The 19,882-nt window shown below is 42.9% G+C and carries 20 protein-coding genes and 2 tRNA genes; 7 read left to right on the top strand and 15 right to left on the bottom strand.

Going from position 1 to position 19,882, the window contains the following annotated elements; translation table 11 throughout:
* Positions 1 to 124: 124 nt before the first annotated feature.
* Entirely contained in the window at positions 125 to 532 is a 408-nt protein-coding gene (locus FXV91_RS08375) for an ArsR family transcriptional regulator (RefSeq protein WP_229390122.1), read from the bottom strand.
* A gap of 259 nt (positions 533 to 791) precedes the next feature.
* Between FXV91_RS08375 and groES the strand changes: the two genes are divergently transcribed.
* From groES to FXV91_RS08345, 6 genes are all read left to right on the top strand, one after another.
* Complete coding sequence (gene groES / locus FXV91_RS08370; RefSeq protein WP_229390121.1) at positions 792 to 1,070, top strand: co-chaperone GroES; 279 nt, start codon at positions 792 to 794, stop codon at positions 1,068 to 1,070.
* Between the two features lie 124 nt (positions 1,071 to 1,194).
* Positions 1,195 to 2,805 (top strand): chaperonin GroEL, encoded by a 1,611-nt coding sequence (groL, locus tag FXV91_RS08365; RefSeq protein WP_229390120.1) that lies wholly within the window; start codon positions 1,195 to 1,197, stop codon positions 2,803 to 2,805.
* Between the two features lie 460 nt (positions 2,806 to 3,265).
* On the top strand, positions 3,266 to 4,093 hold the full coding sequence (locus tag FXV91_RS08360; RefSeq protein WP_229390119.1) for a ribonuclease H family protein: 828 nt from the start codon (positions 3,266 to 3,268) through the stop codon (positions 4,091 to 4,093).
* Positions 4,094 to 4,265: 172 nt separating this feature from the next.
* Positions 4,266 to 4,949, top strand: coding sequence for a queuosine precursor transporter (locus tag FXV91_RS08355; protein WP_229390118.1), 684 nt, complete (start codon positions 4,266 to 4,268; stop codon positions 4,947 to 4,949).
* Between the two features lie 117 nt (positions 4,950 to 5,066).
* On the top strand, positions 5,067 to 5,711 hold the full coding sequence (locus FXV91_RS08350; protein ID WP_229390117.1) for a hypothetical protein: 645 nt from the start codon (positions 5,067 to 5,069) through the stop codon (positions 5,709 to 5,711).
* 230 nt (positions 5,712 to 5,941) lie between these two features.
* Positions 5,942 to 7,126 (top strand): pyridoxal phosphate-dependent aminotransferase, encoded by a 1,185-nt coding sequence (locus tag FXV91_RS08345; protein ID WP_229390116.1) that lies wholly within the window; start codon positions 5,942 to 5,944, stop codon positions 7,124 to 7,126.
* 112 nt (positions 7,127 to 7,238) lie between these two features.
* On the opposite strand, the gene FXV91_RS08340 is transcribed toward FXV91_RS08345, so the two are convergent.
* From FXV91_RS08340 to priS, 14 genes are all read right to left on the bottom strand, one after another.
* A complete protein-coding gene (locus FXV91_RS08340; protein ID WP_345945490.1) occupies positions 7,239 to 8,045 on the bottom strand; it encodes a PEGA domain-containing protein in 807 nt (268 codons plus the stop codon).
* A 381-nt stretch (positions 8,046 to 8,426) separates the two neighbouring features.
* Positions 8,427 to 9,239, bottom strand: coding sequence for a hypothetical protein (locus FXV91_RS08335; protein WP_229390115.1), 813 nt, complete (start codon positions 9,237 to 9,239; stop codon positions 8,427 to 8,429).
* Positions 9,240 to 10,147: 908 nt separating this feature from the next.
* Positions 10,148 to 10,343, bottom strand: a tRNA-Trp gene (locus tag FXV91_RS08330).
* 107 nt (positions 10,344 to 10,450) lie between these two features.
* Positions 10,451 to 10,600, bottom strand: coding sequence for a hypothetical protein (locus FXV91_RS08325; RefSeq protein ID WP_229390114.1), 150 nt, complete (start codon positions 10,598 to 10,600; stop codon positions 10,451 to 10,453).
* Between the two features lie 348 nt (positions 10,601 to 10,948).
* Positions 10,949 to 11,440: a rubrerythrin family protein gene (locus FXV91_RS08320; RefSeq protein WP_229390113.1), complete on the bottom strand. Its 492-nt coding sequence runs from the start codon at positions 11,438 to 11,440 to the stop codon at positions 10,949 to 10,951.
* 328 nt (positions 11,441 to 11,768) lie between these two features.
* A tRNA-Ser gene (locus FXV91_RS08315) sits at positions 11,769 to 11,852 on the bottom strand.
* Between the two features lie 203 nt (positions 11,853 to 12,055).
* Positions 12,056 to 13,468 (bottom strand): endonuclease Q family protein, encoded by a 1,413-nt coding sequence (locus tag FXV91_RS08310; protein WP_229390112.1) that lies wholly within the window; start codon positions 13,466 to 13,468, stop codon positions 12,056 to 12,058.
* Between the two features lie 109 nt (positions 13,469 to 13,577).
* Positions 13,578 to 14,348: a proteasome assembly chaperone family protein gene (locus tag FXV91_RS08305; RefSeq protein ID WP_229390111.1), complete on the bottom strand. Its 771-nt coding sequence runs from the start codon at positions 14,346 to 14,348 to the stop codon at positions 13,578 to 13,580.
* Positions 14,349 to 14,359: 11 nt separating this feature from the next.
* The gene (locus tag FXV91_RS08300; RefSeq protein ID WP_229390110.1) at positions 14,360 to 14,515 is read right to left on the bottom strand and encodes an RNA-protein complex protein Nop10; all 156 of its coding nucleotides are present in this window, start codon (positions 14,513 to 14,515) and stop codon (positions 14,360 to 14,362) included.
* Between the two features lie 6 nt (positions 14,516 to 14,521).
* Positions 14,522 to 15,328 (bottom strand): translation initiation factor IF-2 subunit alpha, encoded by an 807-nt coding sequence (locus FXV91_RS08295; RefSeq protein ID WP_229390109.1) that lies wholly within the window; start codon positions 15,326 to 15,328, stop codon positions 14,522 to 14,524.
* 72 nt (positions 15,329 to 15,400) lie between these two features.
* On the bottom strand, positions 15,401 to 15,589 hold the full coding sequence (locus FXV91_RS08290) for a 30S ribosomal protein S27e (protein WP_011020692.1): 189 nt from the start codon (positions 15,587 to 15,589) through the stop codon (positions 15,401 to 15,403).
* Between the two features lie 6 nt (positions 15,590 to 15,595).
* Complete coding sequence (locus tag FXV91_RS08285; RefSeq protein WP_229390108.1) at positions 15,596 to 15,874, bottom strand: 50S ribosomal protein L44e; 279 nt, start codon at positions 15,872 to 15,874, stop codon at positions 15,596 to 15,598.
* A 397-nt stretch (positions 15,875 to 16,271) separates the two neighbouring features.
* Positions 16,272 to 16,997, bottom strand: a complete 726-nt coding sequence (locus tag FXV91_RS08280; RefSeq protein ID WP_229390107.1) for a DNA replication complex GINS family protein — start codon at positions 16,995 to 16,997, stop codon at positions 16,272 to 16,274.
* Entirely contained in the window at positions 16,963 to 18,207 is a 1,245-nt protein-coding gene (gene priS / locus FXV91_RS08275; RefSeq protein WP_229390106.1) for a DNA primase catalytic subunit PriS, read from the bottom strand. The genes FXV91_RS08280 and priS overlap by 35 nt, the downstream gene beginning before the upstream one ends.
* 614 nt (positions 18,208 to 18,821) lie before the next feature.
* On the opposite strand from priS, the gene FXV91_RS08270 reads away from it, so the two are divergent.
* The gene (locus FXV91_RS08270; RefSeq protein ID WP_229390105.1) at positions 18,822 to 19,637 is read left to right on the top strand and encodes a formylglycine-generating enzyme family protein; all 816 of its coding nucleotides are present in this window, start codon (positions 18,822 to 18,824) and stop codon (positions 19,635 to 19,637) included.
* Positions 19,638 to 19,882: the final 245 nt, after the last annotated feature.

Raw genomic sequence — 19,882 nt, 5'->3', positions numbered from 1 at the left:
AGTAAATCGGAATAGTTATTGAATTCCTTTCCGGTTTCAGTCTTTTGTTTCAATCTGTTCAGTCTTTTGTTTCAATCTGTTATTAGTTTGCAGTCTTTCTTAAGTACTTCTTATATCCTGATCTTCACCTGTTTTTGAGGCCCATTATTAAGTCTATTTCTTCGGCTATACTTTCCAGTTCATCCAGTATCCTTTCCGAATCCTTCCTCATCTCCCTTACTGCAGCTTTCAGACTGCCTCCTCTCAGATAGATCAGGCGTTTTTTCCTGTAAAGAAGCCCGGAGTCATTGAGGTTTCGGAGATGATGGTTTATTCTTGAGATCTTCATATCGAGGTCTTCAGCCAGAACTTCAGATGAACTTATCTCGTCGTTTGAGAGGTTTTCAAGTAGACTGAAGATTATCCTGTTAGCTGTATTTTCTGTATCCCTTCCTGAAGAGAAGCCAAAGCTGTCACATAACCATAAAAGGTCTTCTTCAAGGCTCTTTATCCGGGGTTTTTCTAAATTTCTGAGGATAATCTGCTGAACCATCTGTGTACTATTTTAGAGATTCAGGTATATATATTTTATTTTAATTTGTAGATATCATCTCGATTTTTTTGCAATTATACTTATTTTGCTAATAAACTCTTTCCGTTTTGCTGGTAATTTTTAAATACAAGTTTCACACTATATGCAAATAGTTGGGCGTTTTACAGCTCAATACATTCATCTATCCCATGCTGACTTATAGTAACCAGTGGATGTTCAGCTAATATAGAGGTCACTTACATACAAGGAGGAACAAAGAGTGATTATCAGACCTATTGGCGAACGAGTATTACTCAAGCACCAGAAGAAAGAAGAAGTGACTAAAGGCGGGATCTATATCCCGGACTCTGCACGGCAGGAGAAGAAAGAAGGAGTCGTTATAGCAGTGGGGACCTTCGAAGACGGGAAAGAACTCCCTTTGAAAAAGGGTGACCATGTAATTTATGGGGGATACCAGGCCGATGAAGTTGAGCTCGATGACGAAAAATACATCTTCGTTGACTTCAAGGATATCCTGGCAACAGTTGTTGAAGAATAATATTGAATGAGGCCTCTTCTGAACGTACTATATCCGGAATATGAAAATGTCAGATAAATCATGACTTGGATAAATCATGACTTAACTCAGTAAGAATATTTGATCCTAATTCAGGTGAATACAGATGGCTTCAAAGCAGATAATGTTTGATGAGAGTGCTAGAAAAGCACTTTTAAATGGTGTGGATAAAGTCGCAAATACTGTTAAGATCACTCTCGGACCGAAGGGCCGTTATGTCGTGCTGGATAAAAGTACAAAGCCCGTAGTCACAAATGACGGTGTCACCATTGCAAAAGAAATAGAGCTCCATGATAAGTTCGAAAATATGGGAGCCAAACTCGTCAAGGAAGTAGCTTCCAGAACTCAGGACAACACAGGAGACGGGACAACTACCGCAACCCTCCTTGCCCAGAGCATGATCCGGGAAGGTTTAAAAAACATCAGTGCAGGGGCAAATCCCATAGAGGTCAAAAAAGGGATTGAGATTGCCACAGAAAAGGTTGTAGGGTACCTCAAGAGCAAGAGTGTCGAGGTAAAGGGCAAGGACAAAATCATACAGGTAGCTACTATTTCCGCAAATAATGACGAAGAAATAGGCAATCTGATTGCCGATGCCATGGAAAGGGTCGGTTACAATGGGGTAATCACTGTCGAAGATTCAAAAACCATGGAAACCAGCCTTGATGTAGTTGAAGGCATGCAGTTTGACCGTGGATTTGTTTCTCCCTATATGGCACTTGATACTGAAAAAATGATCTGTGAATTTGAAGACCCCTATATATTGATTACGGACAAAAAAATCAACAGCATGAAGCAGATCGTGCCTGTACTTGAGAAGGTTGCTTCTGAAGGCCGGTCCCTCCTGATTATTGCTGAGGATGTCGATGGGGATGCCCAGGCAGCCCTGATTCTGAATATTATCCGCGGAGCCCTGAGGGTCTGCGCTGTAAAGTCTCCTGGTTTTGGAAACGAGAGAAAGGAGATGCTTGAAGACATTGCCGTCCTGACCGGCGGGCAGGTTATCAGCGAAGAAAAGGGCATGAAACTTGAGGAATTCAGCGACCACATGCTCGGAAGTGCCAGGAAAGTTACGGTTGACAACCATAAGACCATAATTGTAGAAGGCAGGGGCGACAAGGCAGAAATTGACGAAAGGGTCAGGATCATCGAAGCCCAGGTCAATATTGCTGAAGCCGACTACAGAAAGACCGAACTTAAAAAGCGCCAGGCAAAACTGGGAGGTGGCGTTGCGGTAATTAAAGTAGGAGCTGCAACCGAAACCGAACTTAAGGAAAAGAAGATGAGAATTGACGATGCCCTGAATGCTACAAAAGCCGCAGTTGAAGAAGGTGTGGTCACAGGAGGAGGAATTAGTCTCTTCCGTGCAGCTGCAACCCTGGATTCCTTGAACCTTGATGGCGACAGGCAGGTAGGTGTAAAGATCGTCCAGAGGTCCATAGAAGAGCCTGTCCGCCAGATCGCCACAAATGCAGGCAGGGAAGGCGCTGAAGTGGTGGCAACCATAAGGGCAGAATCCAGCGAACTCTTCGGGTACAATGCAAAGAGAGACGTGTTTGAAGATCTCTTCGAAGCAGGTGTAATCGACCCGACAAAAGTGGTAAGAAGCGGCCTTCAGAACGCTGCCTCAATCGCAGGCATGATGCTCACAACAGAAGCACTTGTAACAGACTTCGATGAAGAAAAGGATGACAGGACAGCTGCAATCATAATCTAATGCAGCTTTTTTCTTCCTCTTCTCATCTTTTTTTCTTTTTTCTTTTTGCTATCTACTATTGAATGATCAGTATTTTCATGCTCTATTTCACGGTACTGCTGAGATTTACTTTAACTATCTCAAAAACCGCCGGCTCAAGCGGCGCCAGGATGCGGAGTAAAGTTAACTAAAAATACTTCATTCAGGCTACTCTGTATTAATATTAACATCAATCGAACCGTAGACTCTCATTTTTTCTTTTCTCTTCTTTTCTTTTCTTTTCTCTTCTCTCTTTATCATCCTATTTTTTCATGTTTTCTTCACTCCGGTAAAGGCTGAAAACCTTTTTCTCTCATAAGTACATTATTTTTGTAAGAGCGTAACTATCGATATTTATAACTGTTAATCTATAGTCTATCTGTTATAATCCTCCAATTTTATTTTACTGCAGATTCCTCCTATCAGAAAGGTGAAAATAAAAATGCTTGAAGTCTACTGTGACTCGTCTTATAATGAAGGTGAAAATTCCTATATCGGCTGCGTGGTGCTCCGGAGCGGCAGGCAGGTTCACCAGTCAACAACTAAAATCCCGGGCGATCCTCAAAATAATCTTGATTGCGAACTTGCAGCCCTTAATTTTGCTATCTTACTTGTCAGGATTTTTTCCAAAGGCGATAAGGAAATAATTATTTATAATGATTCTACTGAAGCCGTAAAAGCCTTTCAGGGAAGGGTTAAGGAAATCGAAAAGGAGTTGTCAGGGTCCAGAGTTAACTTCGAGTATATCCCCCGCGAGAAGATGAACCAGGCAGCAGCAGACAGCCTGTCTAAAAAGTTTCCGGTTTTTTTCTCGAGTACATCTACGTGTGATGTGGAATCTTTCTCGAGAAGGGAAGACATTCTCTCTGATATTGCCCATAATGAAAGTAGCGTTTTTTATCTGGAAAAAGTTCCGGAAATGTCTTCAAATAAAAAAACCTGCTACAGGCTGATAGTCCGCACAATGAAAAAAACCCTTTCTGATGACCGTACTTATCCAGTAAAAAAGGGAGGTCCTGGCACTCAGGTAAAAGCTGCGGAAGAAATTAGAAAAGACCTCTCAAACCCCGAGATCATTTCTTCCCTTAAATCAAAGGGTGTCAGGCTTGAAAACTCCTACTTCCTGCTCACAGACGAGACATGGGGGCTTCGAGGTACGGATAGCCAGGCATACTCCATCCTGCCCTCTTCCATTCCCCATAAAGTCATATGTGATGAGGTGGACAGGTCACCTCAAAACCTTTTCAGAAGAGCAGAACGTTTCAAATAATTTTCTGCGCCTCGCAGCCCTCTGCGTCCCGCAGCCCATACTTTACTTCCATCTTTCCGGAACTTGGCGACGGTATTGTAGAAATTAAAGTAGTCGGCATTGTGGAAATCAAGTTATTCCACTTATACTGTTATATTCAACCCTTAAACCCAATTTAAAACCCTGAGAATCCATGAAACCCATAGATTATAAAATACAGCTTTTGCTAACAATTTTCGTTAGCTCCCTGCTCCTTGGGAATCTTCTAGGGAGCAAGATAATTGATATTTTCGGCATTGTGACCTCGGTCGGCCTTTTCGGATATCCGCCTACCTTTCTTATTACTGATATAGTAGAAGAGGTGAGGGGGAGAGAAGTGACAAAGGTTTTCGTACATGCAGGTTTCCTTTCACTCTGTATTGCGGTAATTTTCGTGTTTGTAAGTACAGGGCTGCCCCCTTCATCCCTATACTTGCACAGTGAGGCTTATAATAGTGTTTTTTCAAACTCCATGCGACTTATCCTGGCAAGTATGATCGCTTTTATTATAAGCCAGTATCACGACCTCTGGGCTTTTAATTTCTGGAAGCAAAAAACAAATGGCAGGTATTTGTGGCTCAGAAATAACCTTTCTACAATTGTCTCTCAGCTGCTCGATTCTCTCGTTTTTATTTTTATTGCTTTCTATCACTCCACTCCTGAGATGAATGCCATTTCAGTATTTTATATGGTTTTACCGCTCTGGGCTCTTAAGGTAACTTTCGCTCTTCTTGATACTCCGTTTGTATATCTTGGAGTCAGGTGGCTTGCTTCTGAAAACATAGATGACGTCCCCTGTCATGGGGAAAGCAGGGAGGCGGGCCCGGTTAAAGGTTAAAGTGGTACAGTTCCTGAATCATGTTTGGTTCAGGAGTTGCTCCGGATTATGTTTGGAAACTGAATACCAATGCTTATGGGCATCTCCGTCCTATATACATTAACGGGGGTGCTAATCATGGTAGAATATCCTGATGCCGAGATACTGCCTGTCAGGGCTGAAACAAAGAGGAATGCGAAAAATCCTGAAAAAGCTTACGAAAAAGAGGCTGACGAGGGTAAGAGGCGGGAAAAAGAAACTGGTACTCAATACACAGGAATTCTCTCAGAAGAATTCTGTACATCCTGCCTGAATATGCCTGAGGAACAGCGTAAGAGCATGATCCTGGAGATCCAGCAAATAGCTGAAAGAATTCTGAAAGCTCATGGTGTTATTAACGCGCCTGAAGAACTTTTAAAGGGAGAATGGTTTCTCAAACTTCAGAAACCGGAGTTCGAAAAGAAACTGGTCCTTGCAAAGTCCGGAGAAGAAATCTTTATAGGTTTCTATATCTATCCGGAAGAAGCTCCTGTACCTGACCCTAACTTTGTTTTGCTTTCTCAATACGGGTTCTGGTACCCGCAGAGGATAGAGGAAAAATTTGAAGAAACAGTTGCCTCCTTCTTTACGGGAGCTTATGGAGACTACGATTTCCTCAATATTGTCCCTGAAAGCGTTGAAAAATTCCAGGCCTTTCAGCGTGATTTTGCAAAAAAACTTGAAGATCAGGGCTGGGATGGGCCTGATGTGGAGGTAGTTGAAAAAATAATGCCTGAAGATTAAGTTGCTATGGAGGATTAAGTTTCTATAGATCTATCCAGTTGAGGGAGTTAGCTTTTTTCTTGTAAACTCATTCCGGGATTTTTTTCTTTATATTTCCTCAGTTCTGACTCTTTATTTTTCCCACAGAATATTTAAATATTGAAAGCATACGCAGTTTTAGGTACATACTTAGTGATATTACTTGCTTCTACCCGTGGTTTTTATAGTAATCGCTTTTCAGAAGGTCTTTTATGTTTTCAATGAATTCCGAATGCATCCTATCAAAAAAATCAGAAGATATCCCTCCTTTCTATGTGATGGAAGTACTGGAAAGTGCCAAGGCCCTGGAAGCTCAGGGCAGGCATATAATCCACCTCGAGGTCGGAGAGCCTGATTTTCCTACCGCCCCCCATATATGTGAGGCTGCCTGTGCTGCGATTGGCCAGGGGCTTACAAAATACACTCACAGCCAGGGACTCCCTGCCCTGAGAGAGGCAATAGTTGAGTCTTATTACCGGAAGTTTGGAGTTGACCTGAATCCGAATCAGATTGTTGTCACTTCCGGAACAAGCCCTGGTCTCCTGATGGTTTTTATGGCTCTGCTTGAAAAGAGGGACGAAGTAATTATGTCTAACCCCCATTATGCCTGCTATCCGAATTTCGTAAAGTATCTGGGCGGGACCCCTGTTTTTGTCTATACGAGCGAGACAAACGGCTTTGCTCTTGAACCGGAAACAGTAAGGCAGTGTCTGAGCCCGAATACGAAAGCCATCCTTATTAACAGTCCTTCAAATCCCGGAGGACATGTTATGTCTCCTGAAAGCCTGCAGGGTCTTGCCGCTATAGCGGATGAAAGAGGCATTCCTGTTGTTTCGGACGAAATCTACCAGGGTTTAATCTATAGCGGAGAGGAACACAGTATTCTGGAATATACTAAAAATGCCTTTGTTCTGAACGGCTTTTCCAAACTGTATGCAATGACTGGCTGGAGGCTCGGCTATATTATCTGCCCCACTGAATGTGTACGCGCGATCCAGAAAATTCACCAGAACTTCTTTATCTGCGCTAACTCTTTTGTGCAGGAGGCAGGTATTGCAGCCCTGAAAGGTTCCCAGGAACACGTTGTCGAGATGGTTCAGACCTACAATATACGCCGCCAGTACATGCTTAAAAGACTTCTTGGCATGGGGCTCGAAGTTCGCAGAGAGCCACTGGGAGCTTTTTATGTCCTTGCTGATGCCCGCAAGTTCAGCAACGATTCTCTTGAACTGAGCCGCCGGATTCTCAACGAGGCAGGTGTGGCGGTAACTCCTGGCATAGACTTCGGAAACGGAGCAGAAGGCTATCTGCGTTTTTCCTATGCCAACAGCCTGGAAAATATTGCAGAAGGTATGGACCGCCTGGAAGCTTTTCTGGTAAAAGAACTTGATGGGTGAGGGCTTCCTGAACCATAAATCAGGCAACCTATGATTATCAACCTTTCCAATTATTTTTCTAACTAATTTTTTGGCAAGTTTCTAATCAACCTTCCCCAATAATTATTTCTAATCAGTCTTTCTTTTTCTTTTTTAGTGTGTACTCTAAACTTGATTCCGAAAAGCTTTCCAGTTCTACCAGATTATCAGGTACTGACGATTTCCCATGCAATTTTTCATTTTCCCAAACTGGTTTTTTATCTTCTTTTATGTCTGTTTCACTGATTGTTTCTTCTAATTTATCTCCGGCTTTCTCTTTTCTGATTTCTGTTTTACTCTTTTTTTCGCCAGCAAAAGAGGTTTCTTCCCTCACCATCAAATTTTCATCTTTTTCCCCTGATCCTCTCTGAAATTTTTCCAGTCCCCTGCCGCCTGCCGGAGTTTTTCTCGGGGATTTAAACTTTAGCTTTTCGGGGTTTCTTTTTATAACAATGCCTGAAGCCAGCAGAACCAGGCTTGCAACAAAGTAGGTAAAGAGACTGAGGTGAAGTTTTTCCTCCAGCACAATTGCTGTCTCCCCAGAGGCATCGACCTCTTTTGAAACCACGCTGTATCCGGTCTTCTTTATAGTTAGTTTATACTGTCCTTCGGCTGCGTGAAATACGACAGGAGTCACTCCTTTATACTTTCCGTCGAGGTAGACACTTGCTCCGGAGGGGCTTGAAGAAATGCTGTATACTCTCTCGTTTACACGGAGTTTTTTTGAGATTGAAGTTGTCTCCCCGGCTTTAACAAACACCCGCGCAAAAACATCATCATATCCCTCCTGCCTCAGCACCACCTCGTAAAAACCAGGCGGTACTCCTTCTATAAGGGCAGGTGTTTTTCCCGCAGCCTTTTCATTTATGTAGATCTCAGAGCCGTTTGGAATTGTTATGATTTTGATTTTCCCGAAACTCCCTTTTTCCTCTGCAGCTGGGTTTTCAGTCTCTATACCTGCGGAATTGTTCTGTCCGGGACCTACGGTTGATGTATTCGCAAATACGGGGCTGATAGCTAAGGTAAGTATCAGTAAGGAAATAACTATGTAGATAGGGGCTTTTCTGAAGTCTTTCTGTTTAAGTCTTGGTTTAATATCAGGTTTACTTTTTATAGGGAATCCCTTCGTTTTAAATGATGGGTCTTTGTTTCTAGCAACTGGTATTTATAACTCCTCACTCCCGTTTGCAGAATTGAGCAGAACCTTTTAATTTCTCTCAGTTTCCTTTCAGTTTCCTTTCAGTTTCCTTTCAGGTTTTAAACTTCCTTTTAATTTTCTTTTTTATCTGTTTAATGCAGGTTGCTCTGTTTCCATTTCATTAACTGTTTTCTCCCGCTTAAAATCAAAGATTCTGCTCTGTCCTCCCTCTTTTTCAGGACAGAAAATCCCTGTAATCATCCAGGTTCCAGATATGAAATGGGTTCCCATTATAAAGTAAAGTTCTCTTTCTTTCAAACGTTCAAAGAGCTGTTCTTTTATTTTCTTTTCCACAGCTCCGGGTTTCCTTTCTTGCCTTACAATATTCCGTACGGTTTCATTGAGTTCCCAGTCAAGCAGGACAATTTTATGCCCCCTGCAAGCTTCTTCCCCCTCGCACCTGAAAGTGTACTTAACCTCTACAGGCATTCTGGATTTTTCCCCTTTTTCCAGGAAATCTCCCATCATATTAAAGTACTGCTGCCGGTCATAGGTTTCGATGCTGTTTACTTTAACCTCAATATTCAGAAGCTCCGGCTTTATCACTCCCAGACTTACCCCTTCAATATTCAGTCTTTCTAAAGAAGTTACCAGTGGCAGGATAAGCTCTTTTATCCCCCTATCTTTTGCGGGCTGTTTCAGGTTAACGTAATCAAGGACTTTCCTGCTTTCCAGCCTCGGGTCATTCTCAGGCTTTGTAACCGTAACCTCAAGCAGGTCATTCCTCCTGAAATCCACCAGTCCTTCGCCGTACCTGAACCTGAGGGGATAAAGCCTGAGGAGTTCTCCATCTTTGTTGATGCCGGTCACTCCCACAGCATGCCCGTCCCCATCCCGTTTGCTTTTCTCCGGGGTAGCTCTGACAAGGATTGCAATTTTTTCTTTTTCTCGTCTCAAAGGAGAACCTCGGTCGTTTAAATGGATATAGCGAATATGGAAGATTGAATCTTAGAAGAAGATTATACTTTGAAGGTATTAACCATTGGGGGAGCTGGATGAAAGTGTTTACTTCCGAGACTATTGTTTTCTCTAAATATGTAATGGGTTAGGTCCTTAACAGTATAAACTCTGGAGATAAAATGAGAATATCATTAAAAGAGGTAAATATCGAGACTTTAAGATGGAATTAGGAAATACTAGTGCTTCGATTCCAAAATAAATCCCTTATTTAGTGGGAAAATGGGTGACCATTGTATATATTCAAACTTCAACTTTTGTGAACATACTTCGGAATCGCAATACTAGTGAACTACTCCTCCCTGAATTCTTCGCCTTCCGGCTCAGTTTCGAGGGATAAGCTTCCTACGAGTACATTATCTCATATGGCTTCGGATCTCAAAGATCCTCAATTCCTCAATAAGCCTGTTTATCGTAGATTTCCAGTAGCAAGCTACCGAAAGCTCGTCTACAGAGCATTTTGCAATAGGTTTCACAACCTTCAGTTGCGAGATACTCAGTCAAGCTCTACTGTTCACCGTTCAAACTTTTACCTTCGAAACTTCTTCGAAGAACCTTATAGTCTAAGTTCAGAAAGTTTGTACCTGACAGTTCCGGCTATTCCCKACTTTGTTACCACGAGGGCGAGGAAGAGCTACGGATAACATGCAATAGGAGTTGAAGATATAAGTAAATTTACGGAATCAATAACAATAGAAGGTGTGAAAATTGACGGCTTTCATCCCCCACCTGCCATCTCGGATAAATCCGACCTGTAGAGGAAGGGGACTTCCCGCCTTAGAGTTAAATGTACTCATAAAAACTGAGAAAATCTTCCTGAAATCAAAATTAAAGAAAAGAAATAAATGTGGGGCTGGTGAGATTCGAACTCACGATCGACGGGTATCTCCGAACAACTGCTTTCACAGTTTTAGTTCTGGTGAGCATCTATCAGTGCTCCAACGGTTCCTCATTGTCTTGCCCCGTCGGGAAAGACTCGGTAGACCCGTTGTTCATCATTTATCCGCTGGAGCCCATCGCCATGCCGGGCTAGGCCACAGCCCCTTAATGAGGATTAACAAGGATACTGACATATCTTTTCTCTTTTAAATAGTTAACGGCAGGAAATAATGTTTTCGAAAAAAGATTTCTAAAAGGTTACTATTTCTTCCTCAGTACATGAGCAGGAAATAGATTACTCCTGCAAGGATTGCGATCACAAGTATTGCAAAGGAGATATAGCCAAGCAGGCGGACTGCAAAGTCATATGTGCTTACTTCGCCTGTCCATTTGCCTGTTCTCCTGCGGTCAAAGTATTTCATAATTTTTTTATCTAATTTCAAATAGTTCAGGGCTCCCTTTTCAATTTTCTTCTATTATCTGGCATTTCACAAATAAAGTTATTTATATGATTTCCAAAGGCTTCGGGAAGTACGATTACATAAAAGTCAAAGAATCAAAGAAACGTAAGGATCAAATTCCTATTTGTTTGATACCCCTGTGAAAACGAAAGAAGGTCAGGAATGGCTTTAATCTTTTTTTAAGCCGAAAAAGTGGGTTTATGGCGGTAAAAAAGTAACTGGAGAGCTTTTTTCATATCTTTTAGCTCTCACAGTATTCCGCTGACTGTCAGAAAAGCTGTTGTCTTTATCGTAGTTTTATCGCGGTCTTCAGTCAATTTTGTTGAATTTGGATGCAGGTGCCCCACAAATTGGACATTTCCCTTCTGGTTCGCCTTCTATAGTATGTCCGCAGACACTGCATACATGGTAATCAACCTCTTTATTATTTCCAATTTCGTTCAATGCTTTTTCATAAAGTCCGGCATGAATCCTTTCTACTTTATTTGCCACCTCAAAGCTCCAGAGAGCCCTGTTGTCCCCTTCTTTCTTTGCTTCCTCTATAAACTCGGGGTACATTGTCATAAACTCGTATGTTTCGCCTTCAATGGCGTCTTTCAGGTTGTCCATTGTAGTTCCGATCCCGCCCATACGCTGAAGGTGGTTGAAAGCATGGACCGTTTCCGCAGCAGCAGCGGCTCTGAAAAGTTTGGCTATCTGATGATACCCTTCTTCATCTGCTTTTTTCGCAAAGGCCAGGTATGTCCTGTTTGCCATCGATTCGCCAGTAAATGCAGCTTTAAGGTTGTCCTTGGAATTCATATATATCTCCCCTTAATTTGAAATCTTTTTTTCACCCTATTTTACTGGATCATATATATTATTTTTACCGCCCATACTATCTAACATTAAATATAAAGCTTCAAGTTCTGGAATTAGGCTGCATTATCTTAAACACCTGCATTTTGAAGGGAAGTGGCAGGCTGCAGTTAAGCGGTTGAAAAGGCTGAAGTGGCAAACCCTAACGAAGAGAAGCTGATAACAACTGATTATTCTGGCAGCTGGTCTTGCCGGTAGAAAATAGAAGTAAGCAATTTCAGGCTCTTTTTCTAAAAAATAGGTTTCTGTAGGCTTTTAAATCAGAAATTTACGCCCAGGGCAGGATTCGAACCTGCGCTCTCCCAAAGAAGAAACGGTTTTCGAGACCGTCGCCCTACCGCTAGACTACCTGGGCATTTTGCTTTAAGAACGTTTAGATTACTTTAGGTTAGTTTAGATGTTAATACTTTAATTGATGTTATTACTTTAATTAACTCAAACATTTTATGGATTTTAAGCGATGAGGAAATTTCCGGGCAGTGCCCGGCGTTTTTGGTGCAGAGTTAAGTGAATACACTTTCTATCTTATATATTTTATTCTCAGCAGGCTCCGGGATTTTAAAAATCGAAAAGCGACTTCTGACCTGCAGGCTTTTCTGGACTCTCTTCCTCTGGTCCTTTTGTCCCTGCGACTGATGTTTTTTCTTTATCTGTATCTGCTGTTTCCGCTATATTTGTTGACTTTTTCCGATTGAGATCGGAGAAAGACGTCTGAGTTCTGGTTTTTCCCTTCTCTGTTTTTGCTATTTCTGGAATCCTTTTTTTTCCCTCGCCAGCTCTTCGTGCAGGTTCGGGCTTTTCTACTTTCAGGTGTTCGGGCAATTCGAGCCAGCCATACTGGCCGCCTCCGCCAGGGTGGATTATAACATCGCCTTTCCTGAAGGCGAGAATTGCGTTTACGACTCTGTCATCCACTATTTTCAGGGCTTCAGGTTCTGCATAGATAAGGGCTTCAACCTCGTTTCCGAAGTGTTCTATAAGAGTTTCCCATGCTGTCTTTACGCCTTTTGTCTGGACACTTGCGTGGCCAAGTGCCATCTGTATTATTTCTGCAAGAGGGATAAGGTGAAGGTAAGGAGGGCGGTGGTCAGGGTGCTTGGGCTCTTCAAAATCCGCAAGTTCGTTGATCCGGTCAGTTACTCCTTTTTTAATAATGCCTCCGCATTTCGGACAGCGCCATCTTCTGGCCTCGGCTTCCGGCAGAGGATATTGAGTAAAGCATTTAATGCATGCAGACCGGTTGTATTTTCCTTCTTCAGGAAAAAAACCGACATTCAGAGTAGGCCCGTACCCCTGTTCCCTGAGAATGGCTTTTTTGAGACCCTCAAAGGTAATGTCAGGAATATTAAACTGAGTAAATTCTCTTGCCAGTTTGTTGGTAGAAGGGGAATGGGCGTCAGAGTTTGTAAGGAAGGTCAGACGGTGCAGTTCTTCAATCCTGTCAGCATAATTGCTATCTGCACTCAGGCCAAGCTCAATAAAAGAAACATAATCCGTCATACTCCCGTAGCAACTCTCCAGGCTGTCGTGATAGGCGTAGAGAGCAGTCCAGGGAGTAAAAGCGTGGCAGGGCCCGATAAGAGCCCCAAGGTCTTTTGCAATCTCTGCAATTTCACAGCCATCCAGCTTAACTGTGGGGCGCCCGTCTGCTTCAAGGTTTCCGAAAGGGGCAATTCTTTCTGCCAGCTCTTCGGCTTTTGAAATCGAAGGTAAAATAAGAAGGTGATGCACCCGGTCGATATCCTCTATTTCGGTAGTGGGGATAAAAAATATATTTCCTATCCAGATTTCTTCATCTGAAGTGGCTGCTTTTCTAATATCTTCCAGCCACTTAGGATGAGTACAGTCCCCTGTACCGATAAGCTCCATCCCTTTTTTTGAGGCTTCACTCGCAATTGTGGGTAGTTCCATCTTCCCGGAACACGCCATCGAGTACTTCGAGTGGAGATGGAGGTCTGCATTGACTTTCATTTCCGAACCTATCGCCAGAATTTTTATTTTCAGGTTCTTTAGCTGTAAATTTCTCTATCCGGATTCCCGATCCGCGTATTCTCTGCCTGGAACTTCCCGATCAGTGTATTTACCCTATATAACGCAGGTCTTCTTCCGTCGGTTTAACTTCGGGGTAGCTCTGCTGCTCTTCTTTTTCTTTCAACTTTTCGAGGATATTCTCCATTTCCTCGGCTTTTTTCTTAAGAGAGTCTGTATTTACCTCGATCCCGAACATATTACACAGTACCTTCAAAAGAGATTGGGCGCTTTTAGGATCCATCAGGTATCCGGGTGTCATTCCCATAAGGCAGGCGGCATCTATGCCCCTCATCCCACTGAAAGCCACAAGCAGGCCGGATGCTCCTACAATTCCCCCACTTGGCTCTGATTCCCTGAACTCGACCCCGTATTTCTTAATCTCTTCGATCAGTTCCGTGCTGTTGGCAACTCCAAGGACCGTCTCTTCATAGGTAAGTTTACCTGTCGGGTAGCCCCCGAGGGTATATATCCTGGGCACTTTAAGTTCTACTGCAATGTCCAGGTAAAGAGAGCAGAGTTCATAGTGTCCCTGTGAGGTAGTGCTCTGGTGGTCTCCTACAAGAAAAAGGAGATCGTTTTCCTTTGCTTTCCCGTGGTATATGGTGTTACTTACCGGACGGACCGTGCAATCTTTATTAACAAGTACCTGAGGTGGAAAATGCGGAGAATAAACTTCCATAATCTTTTCAGCCTCAAGTTCGTCTACAAGATGCTCTGCCACCAGTTTGCCTACAAGCCCTACTCCCGGAAGTCCTACTATCAGTATAGGGTTTTTGAGCTCAAGATTTTCTTTCAGGCGGACAAGTGTACTTTGCTGCATAAAAAAATCCCTTATCCTTTCTTTGCAAGTCTGCGGTACTTACCGTAAGGGTCCTGAGGAGAAAAGCGAGCCGGGATCGCGGGCAAGGTTTCTCCCCCGCAAACCGGGCATATTTCCCTTAAAGTGTACCTGCCGCAATTTTTGCATTTGCGGATTTTTTGTCCCAAAGGGCATCACGCCTTTGTCGATTCGATATGCCGTTTGAAGATCCCATGTCCGCCAAGTTTGGAAATAGTATCTACTGCCGTCTGGGCGGATTTCTTAAGGACTGATTCGGCTTTCTTATAGTCAGGAGCTATTACCTTGATTCTATATCTCGGAGCCCCTGTGTAACTTACTTCGAGCCTGACATCTTTTCCATCAACATCACTGATGGAATTTGCAGCGTTAAGAGACTGTTTTATGACCTCTATGCCGTTTGGAAGATTACAGGTCAAATCAACATACCCTGCGATATCCACGAAAGGCAGTTTGATATTTTCTCCTGCGATCTTGGCTATGCTCTTTAAGTATTTCTTGTTGACTTTGAGTCCTTTAAAGGCTTTTTCCCCTTCGATAGCTGCTTCTTCGAAGGCAGAATAGGCGCTTCCAAACTCCTCTACCAATTTCTCGTGCAGATCCTGCAGGCCGCCTTCATCGGTCTTGGTCTCTTCGGCCACGAACTGGAGCCACTTGGCGGCTTTTTGCTCATTTTTCCATTCCTGGATCTTGGCCCGCCGCTGGTGCTCGTTCACATCTTTCAATGAAAGGTCTATGTGGCCGCGGGAAGGGTCCACGTTCAGAACCTTGCAGACAATCTTTTGCCCTTCCCTTACGTAGTCCCTTACGTACTTGACCCAGCCTGCTTTAATTTCGGAGATATGGATGAAACCTTCCCTTCCTCCGAATTCCTCAAGCTCGACGTAGGCTCCGAAATCCGTTACATTCTTTACAGTACAGACAACAAATTCTCCGACTTCGGGCCAGTTATCGTTTCCCATTCGCACCACTTCTCAAATTTTGTCTTTTATTAATTTTTACTCTAATTCTGTAAAGTGCTTTTACCGATCCGGTTATTCAAGCACTTCCAGAATGTGAGTTGTAATTGTTGATTTTCCACCGGTTGGTTCGGCAAGGGTCCTTCCACAGACAACGCAGGTAATTTTACGGCTTGCGCTTCCGAATATAATCTGTTCGTTTTCGCAGTCGTTGCACTTTACGCGCAGGAACCTGCTTTTTGGCCTCTGGGTATAGTCTACCATTTTATCTTACTCCTTGAACTCGAACTTCTTTGCCCTGAAACAGGGTCTCTGGTGGGCTTTCTTACATACGGTACAGCGGTATCTGAGCCAGATGCGCTTTGTTGGCTTGTCGCCACCAGGCACCTTGGAGAATTTTCCGCTGTTTCCTATACCTTGCTGTCTTTTCTTCTGCCTTGCAATATGGGTCATGGAAGAAGCCTGGCCCTTTTTGACCCTTTCTGCTACGTGTTCGCTGTGGGTCTTGCAGAACGGGCAGTAAGTTCTGAACCGCTTTGGAATTTTCATTCTTTACACCTTTTTTTGATGATTATTGGTATTGTAGCTCGCCTTCTCCGGCTTTTGCGGAAAGGCGTTGTTATATAGTTTTGAATGTACGTATGGCGTTTACGTACGGCGTTTTATTCCTGGGAAGCTCTTATTTGGGAAGCCTTTGATTAGATGAACTTGAAATTCTTCAAACCTCTTTTTGTCTCGATATCACGATTGGCAATCCTGTATCGACAACGAGGTTAGAGCATGCTAACAAGGTTAAGCTACACAGATATAGCTACACATATAAATACTAATACTATTGCCTGAAGTGCTTCTCCTTCATAAGTAATGAACCTGCTGCTTACAGGGTCTCTGAGGCGCCTGTACATAACTGTTTTTCTGACTAAAATTAGCTGTATATTTCAGGGAGTCAGTTCTTGGCGGAATCCTTTTCTCCGGAGCCTTTTTCTCCGGCAGTAATTAGTTTTGCTGCTTTTCGCTTTATCAACCCTGTTGCATTCAGTTGCGGCAAAACAACAACATCTTCGGCATTGACCGTATAGTTCCGGCCATCTGCACCTGTGAAGGTAGGCAGGTCTTTCAGTATCCGGACAATAACATATTCTTCGTTTATATTATTTTTGCCCGATACCGTCCCTGTTTCCTTTCCATCTGCGGTCACAGTTATTTCCCTGCCTGTCTTTGCTTCTACAAGAATCGCGGTAGATGCATGCCTTGACTCCCCTATTCCGGGCCAGATTGGGACCTTCCCGGAATCAGGATATAAAATGGGACCTAAAAGCTCTACTTTTGCAGCTTCTATGCCCTGAAGCACGAGGTCATACAGCAATTTTTCCGCAGGAAGCAATTTTTCGATATCCTTTGAAATAGGTTTATCAGCGTGAGATTGAATCGTTGCCCTGGTAATTACCTTTCCTATCCTTTTCATAAAGATAGTCTCAAGGTCAGAAAGTGCCCTTTCATGCTCGTCGTTGAGCATCTTTGACTCCGGAGAACGAGGATTATTAGTCTTCCCAATCTCTTTCTCAAGCTCCCGGATGTATTTTTCAGCTTCCAGGTAAAAATCAGCCGGAATTGTTTTCAATGTCTGGTTTTTTTCTTTATACAGCGTTTGGCTGATTTCTTCTATGTCCATACTCCGCAACACCTCTACAAATCAGATATACGGCTGCATACTCCGGAACTTCCTGTTTGCCTTCCTCTATTCTTAAATCCTTGCCCTTCAGTTGTACTGAAAATGGTTTTGAAACGGTTATTTTTGTCGGTTTCTCGCTAAAAACAACTGCGTCGTTAAGCGGATCAAACACTTCAAGCTCGGATAAAGCAAGTCTTTTAACCAGCATCCCAGACCCTCCGTGCAGGGATCCAGGCACACGAATAAGCCTTTTGATGTCGGCAGTTACAGGTTCGTCAACACTGGCTCCGAACCTGTGCAGGAAATCCTCAACTGATTCCTGCATAAAGTATGCAGCAATCTCCTTAAAATTCCTTACGTCGAAGTCCAGTCTTCCTCTCTCCAGAATATCTTTTAAGCCGTTTTCACTATTCGTAATATTAATCAGCTTTTTTATTGTGGTATCCCCTACCTTCTCATGCCTGCGAAGCTCGGGAAACATATCCTTTTTGTATTTCTTTCCACACTCTGTCTTCATATAGTCCGTAAGATAAAGCGCGACTCTCTTTCCCCACCCCGATTCATATCCCGCAAGAGTGCACTTCACAGGCACATTCTTAATTCCTTTAAATGCCTTTGAGCCTGTCCCGAAATCTCCATCCATTGAAACTTCTTTGAAAAAGTACTTGAAATCAACATCCCTGCCACTCACGTAGTTCACGATCTCCCTTCTCTCGGAACTCCCGAGCTTCATGACTTTCGGGCTTATGACATGGAAATGATATCCTCTCCCTCCTGAAAACACCAGTTCCAGCTCCTGCTCTGAAAATCCAAAATCATCTGTAAGAAAATCCATGAGCTTAAGAGACTCTTTCTTCACAAGCTCAAGCATATCAGCATAATTCTTCGGGGCATTTGGAAGGTGATCTGCATCAAGGTCAAAAATAAGCTCTGCCCCAAGCCAGTTTTTCTCATTCATTTTCCGCGCATCAGGGTATTCGTAATAAGCTGTGGAATTGTAAACATGGGCTGGAGCCATGCCATAAAGGTAATCAAGAGCTTCTCCCGGCGAGCCGAAAGACCTGTGCCTGTGCATCATTTTTTCCGGCATATCATCATAGAAGATAAAAGCCCACTCCCGGCTAGGGAGGTGGTCCGGTAGGCCTATCTCAGCGGTTTTATAATAGTTCTGAAAACAGGATTTCAAATAACGGGTCGTTCGATTGTCCATGGTTTTAGGGTTTTTGGATCTTTGAATTTAATGTTATTTTTGGGTTTAGTTAGGGTTTAGTTAGGGTTTAGTTAGGGTTTACTTAGGGTTTAGTTAGGGTTTAAGGTTAAAGATTATTTCAGGGTTTTAATTAGGGAATTTCTATGATAGATTATTCTCATATTTTACTTTTGTTTATATGAGTTTTCTTAAAACAATTTTACCTTCAATCCGGATCTAAGTGAGAGACTTCGAAGATGATGGAAAACTGCCAGTTCAAGGCCAAAGCAAAAACATTATTGTCGGGCATCTTTTCTAAAAAAATCGAGTTTTTATCTATGGGAGGGCTGAGTTACAGCTGGAAGTTTCCTTCCTCGGAGGTTATCAGCCCGACAGGTAGAGGTAGTTCACAGACAAGGTTGTAGTTGAATGATTAGTTATAAGTTGAAAGGAAGAGGTTTACACAGAAAGAGACAAACAAAAAGAGTTCACGTGCAATAAAAATAAACTTGATAAAAAGACTGTAACCGAATTCCATTAATATATGGCCCCTTTATATTTGTTCTTGTCAATGAGTATGAAAACCAGAGGAACTGTAGAATTGGTAAGAAATAAGAATTTTTAGGGGCAAATTCGTGAGAAGCAAAATTAGTATTATAAATCACATTAACACAGTCCGAAGCTATCTGAAAAAGAAAGAAATTGAAGACTCATGTGTTATAACAAAATTCGGAAGCTTAGAGATTACTGATGTCTTTACCAGCTCGTCTACAGGTATGGAATTTGTATTGATCTCAGCCGGTGAATTTCACATGAACACCGTTTCTAAAGATAAAGACAGATCAGATTATGAATCCCCCGCCCATAAAGTAACGATTAAAAATTCTTTTTATATGGGTAAATCTTCGGTTACACAAAAACAATGGAAGAACATAATGGGAACCAGCCCTTCACACTTCAAGGGTGAAACCCGACCCGTTGAGATGATTTCCTGGGGAGAAGTCCAGGAATTTGTTCAAAAACTGAATGCAATAGAAAACACTGATAAATACCGTTTACCTTCGGAAGCCGAATGGGAGTATGCTTGTAGAGCCGGTACACAAACAAGGTATTTTTTTGGCGATAATGAGTCAAAGCTTAATGAGTATGCATGGTGCGTTGAGAACTCTGGACGTAAAACTCACCCGGTTGGCCAGAAGAAACCGAATCCCTGGGGACTTTCTGATATGTACGGGAATGTATGGGAATGGGTCCAGGACAAATGGCATGATAACTATAACTTAGCTCCTTCAGATGGACGTGCATGGGAAGACGGAAATAACTTCTATCGTGTCTCTCGTGGGTGCAGCTGGTATTGCAACGCCGGGTCCTGCAGTTCGGTTGCCCGCATTAGCCGTGAGCCTGAGAGTCATTTCGCCAATCTTGGATTTCGCCTTTTGAGGGAACTGTAAGTTCATCTCTCTTTTCTTCCTTGCTAAAGAGCCACACTAGATGTGCTGGACAAGACAGGCTCAAGACAGAATTTCCGGTTTCTTTACCTTAAATCCCTTTTTCTTACCCGAGTCCCTTTCAAAATTTTTCCAAGAACTGCCCGCCATCAATAAGTCCTTTTGAGCGAAGCTCACTGCTAAAACGCATAAATTAGTCCTCTTGAGCGAAGCGAAAAGGACGCGTACTCCTGAGTCGCAATTCGGGC

Source organism: Methanosarcina sp. DH2 (genome assembly GCF_020804225.1).
Taxonomy (GTDB): domain Archaea; phylum Halobacteriota; class Methanosarcinia; order Methanosarcinales; family Methanosarcinaceae; genus Methanosarcina.
Note: the sequence above shows the minus strand (reverse complement) of the source record. Positions and strands in the feature narration are given on the sequence as shown.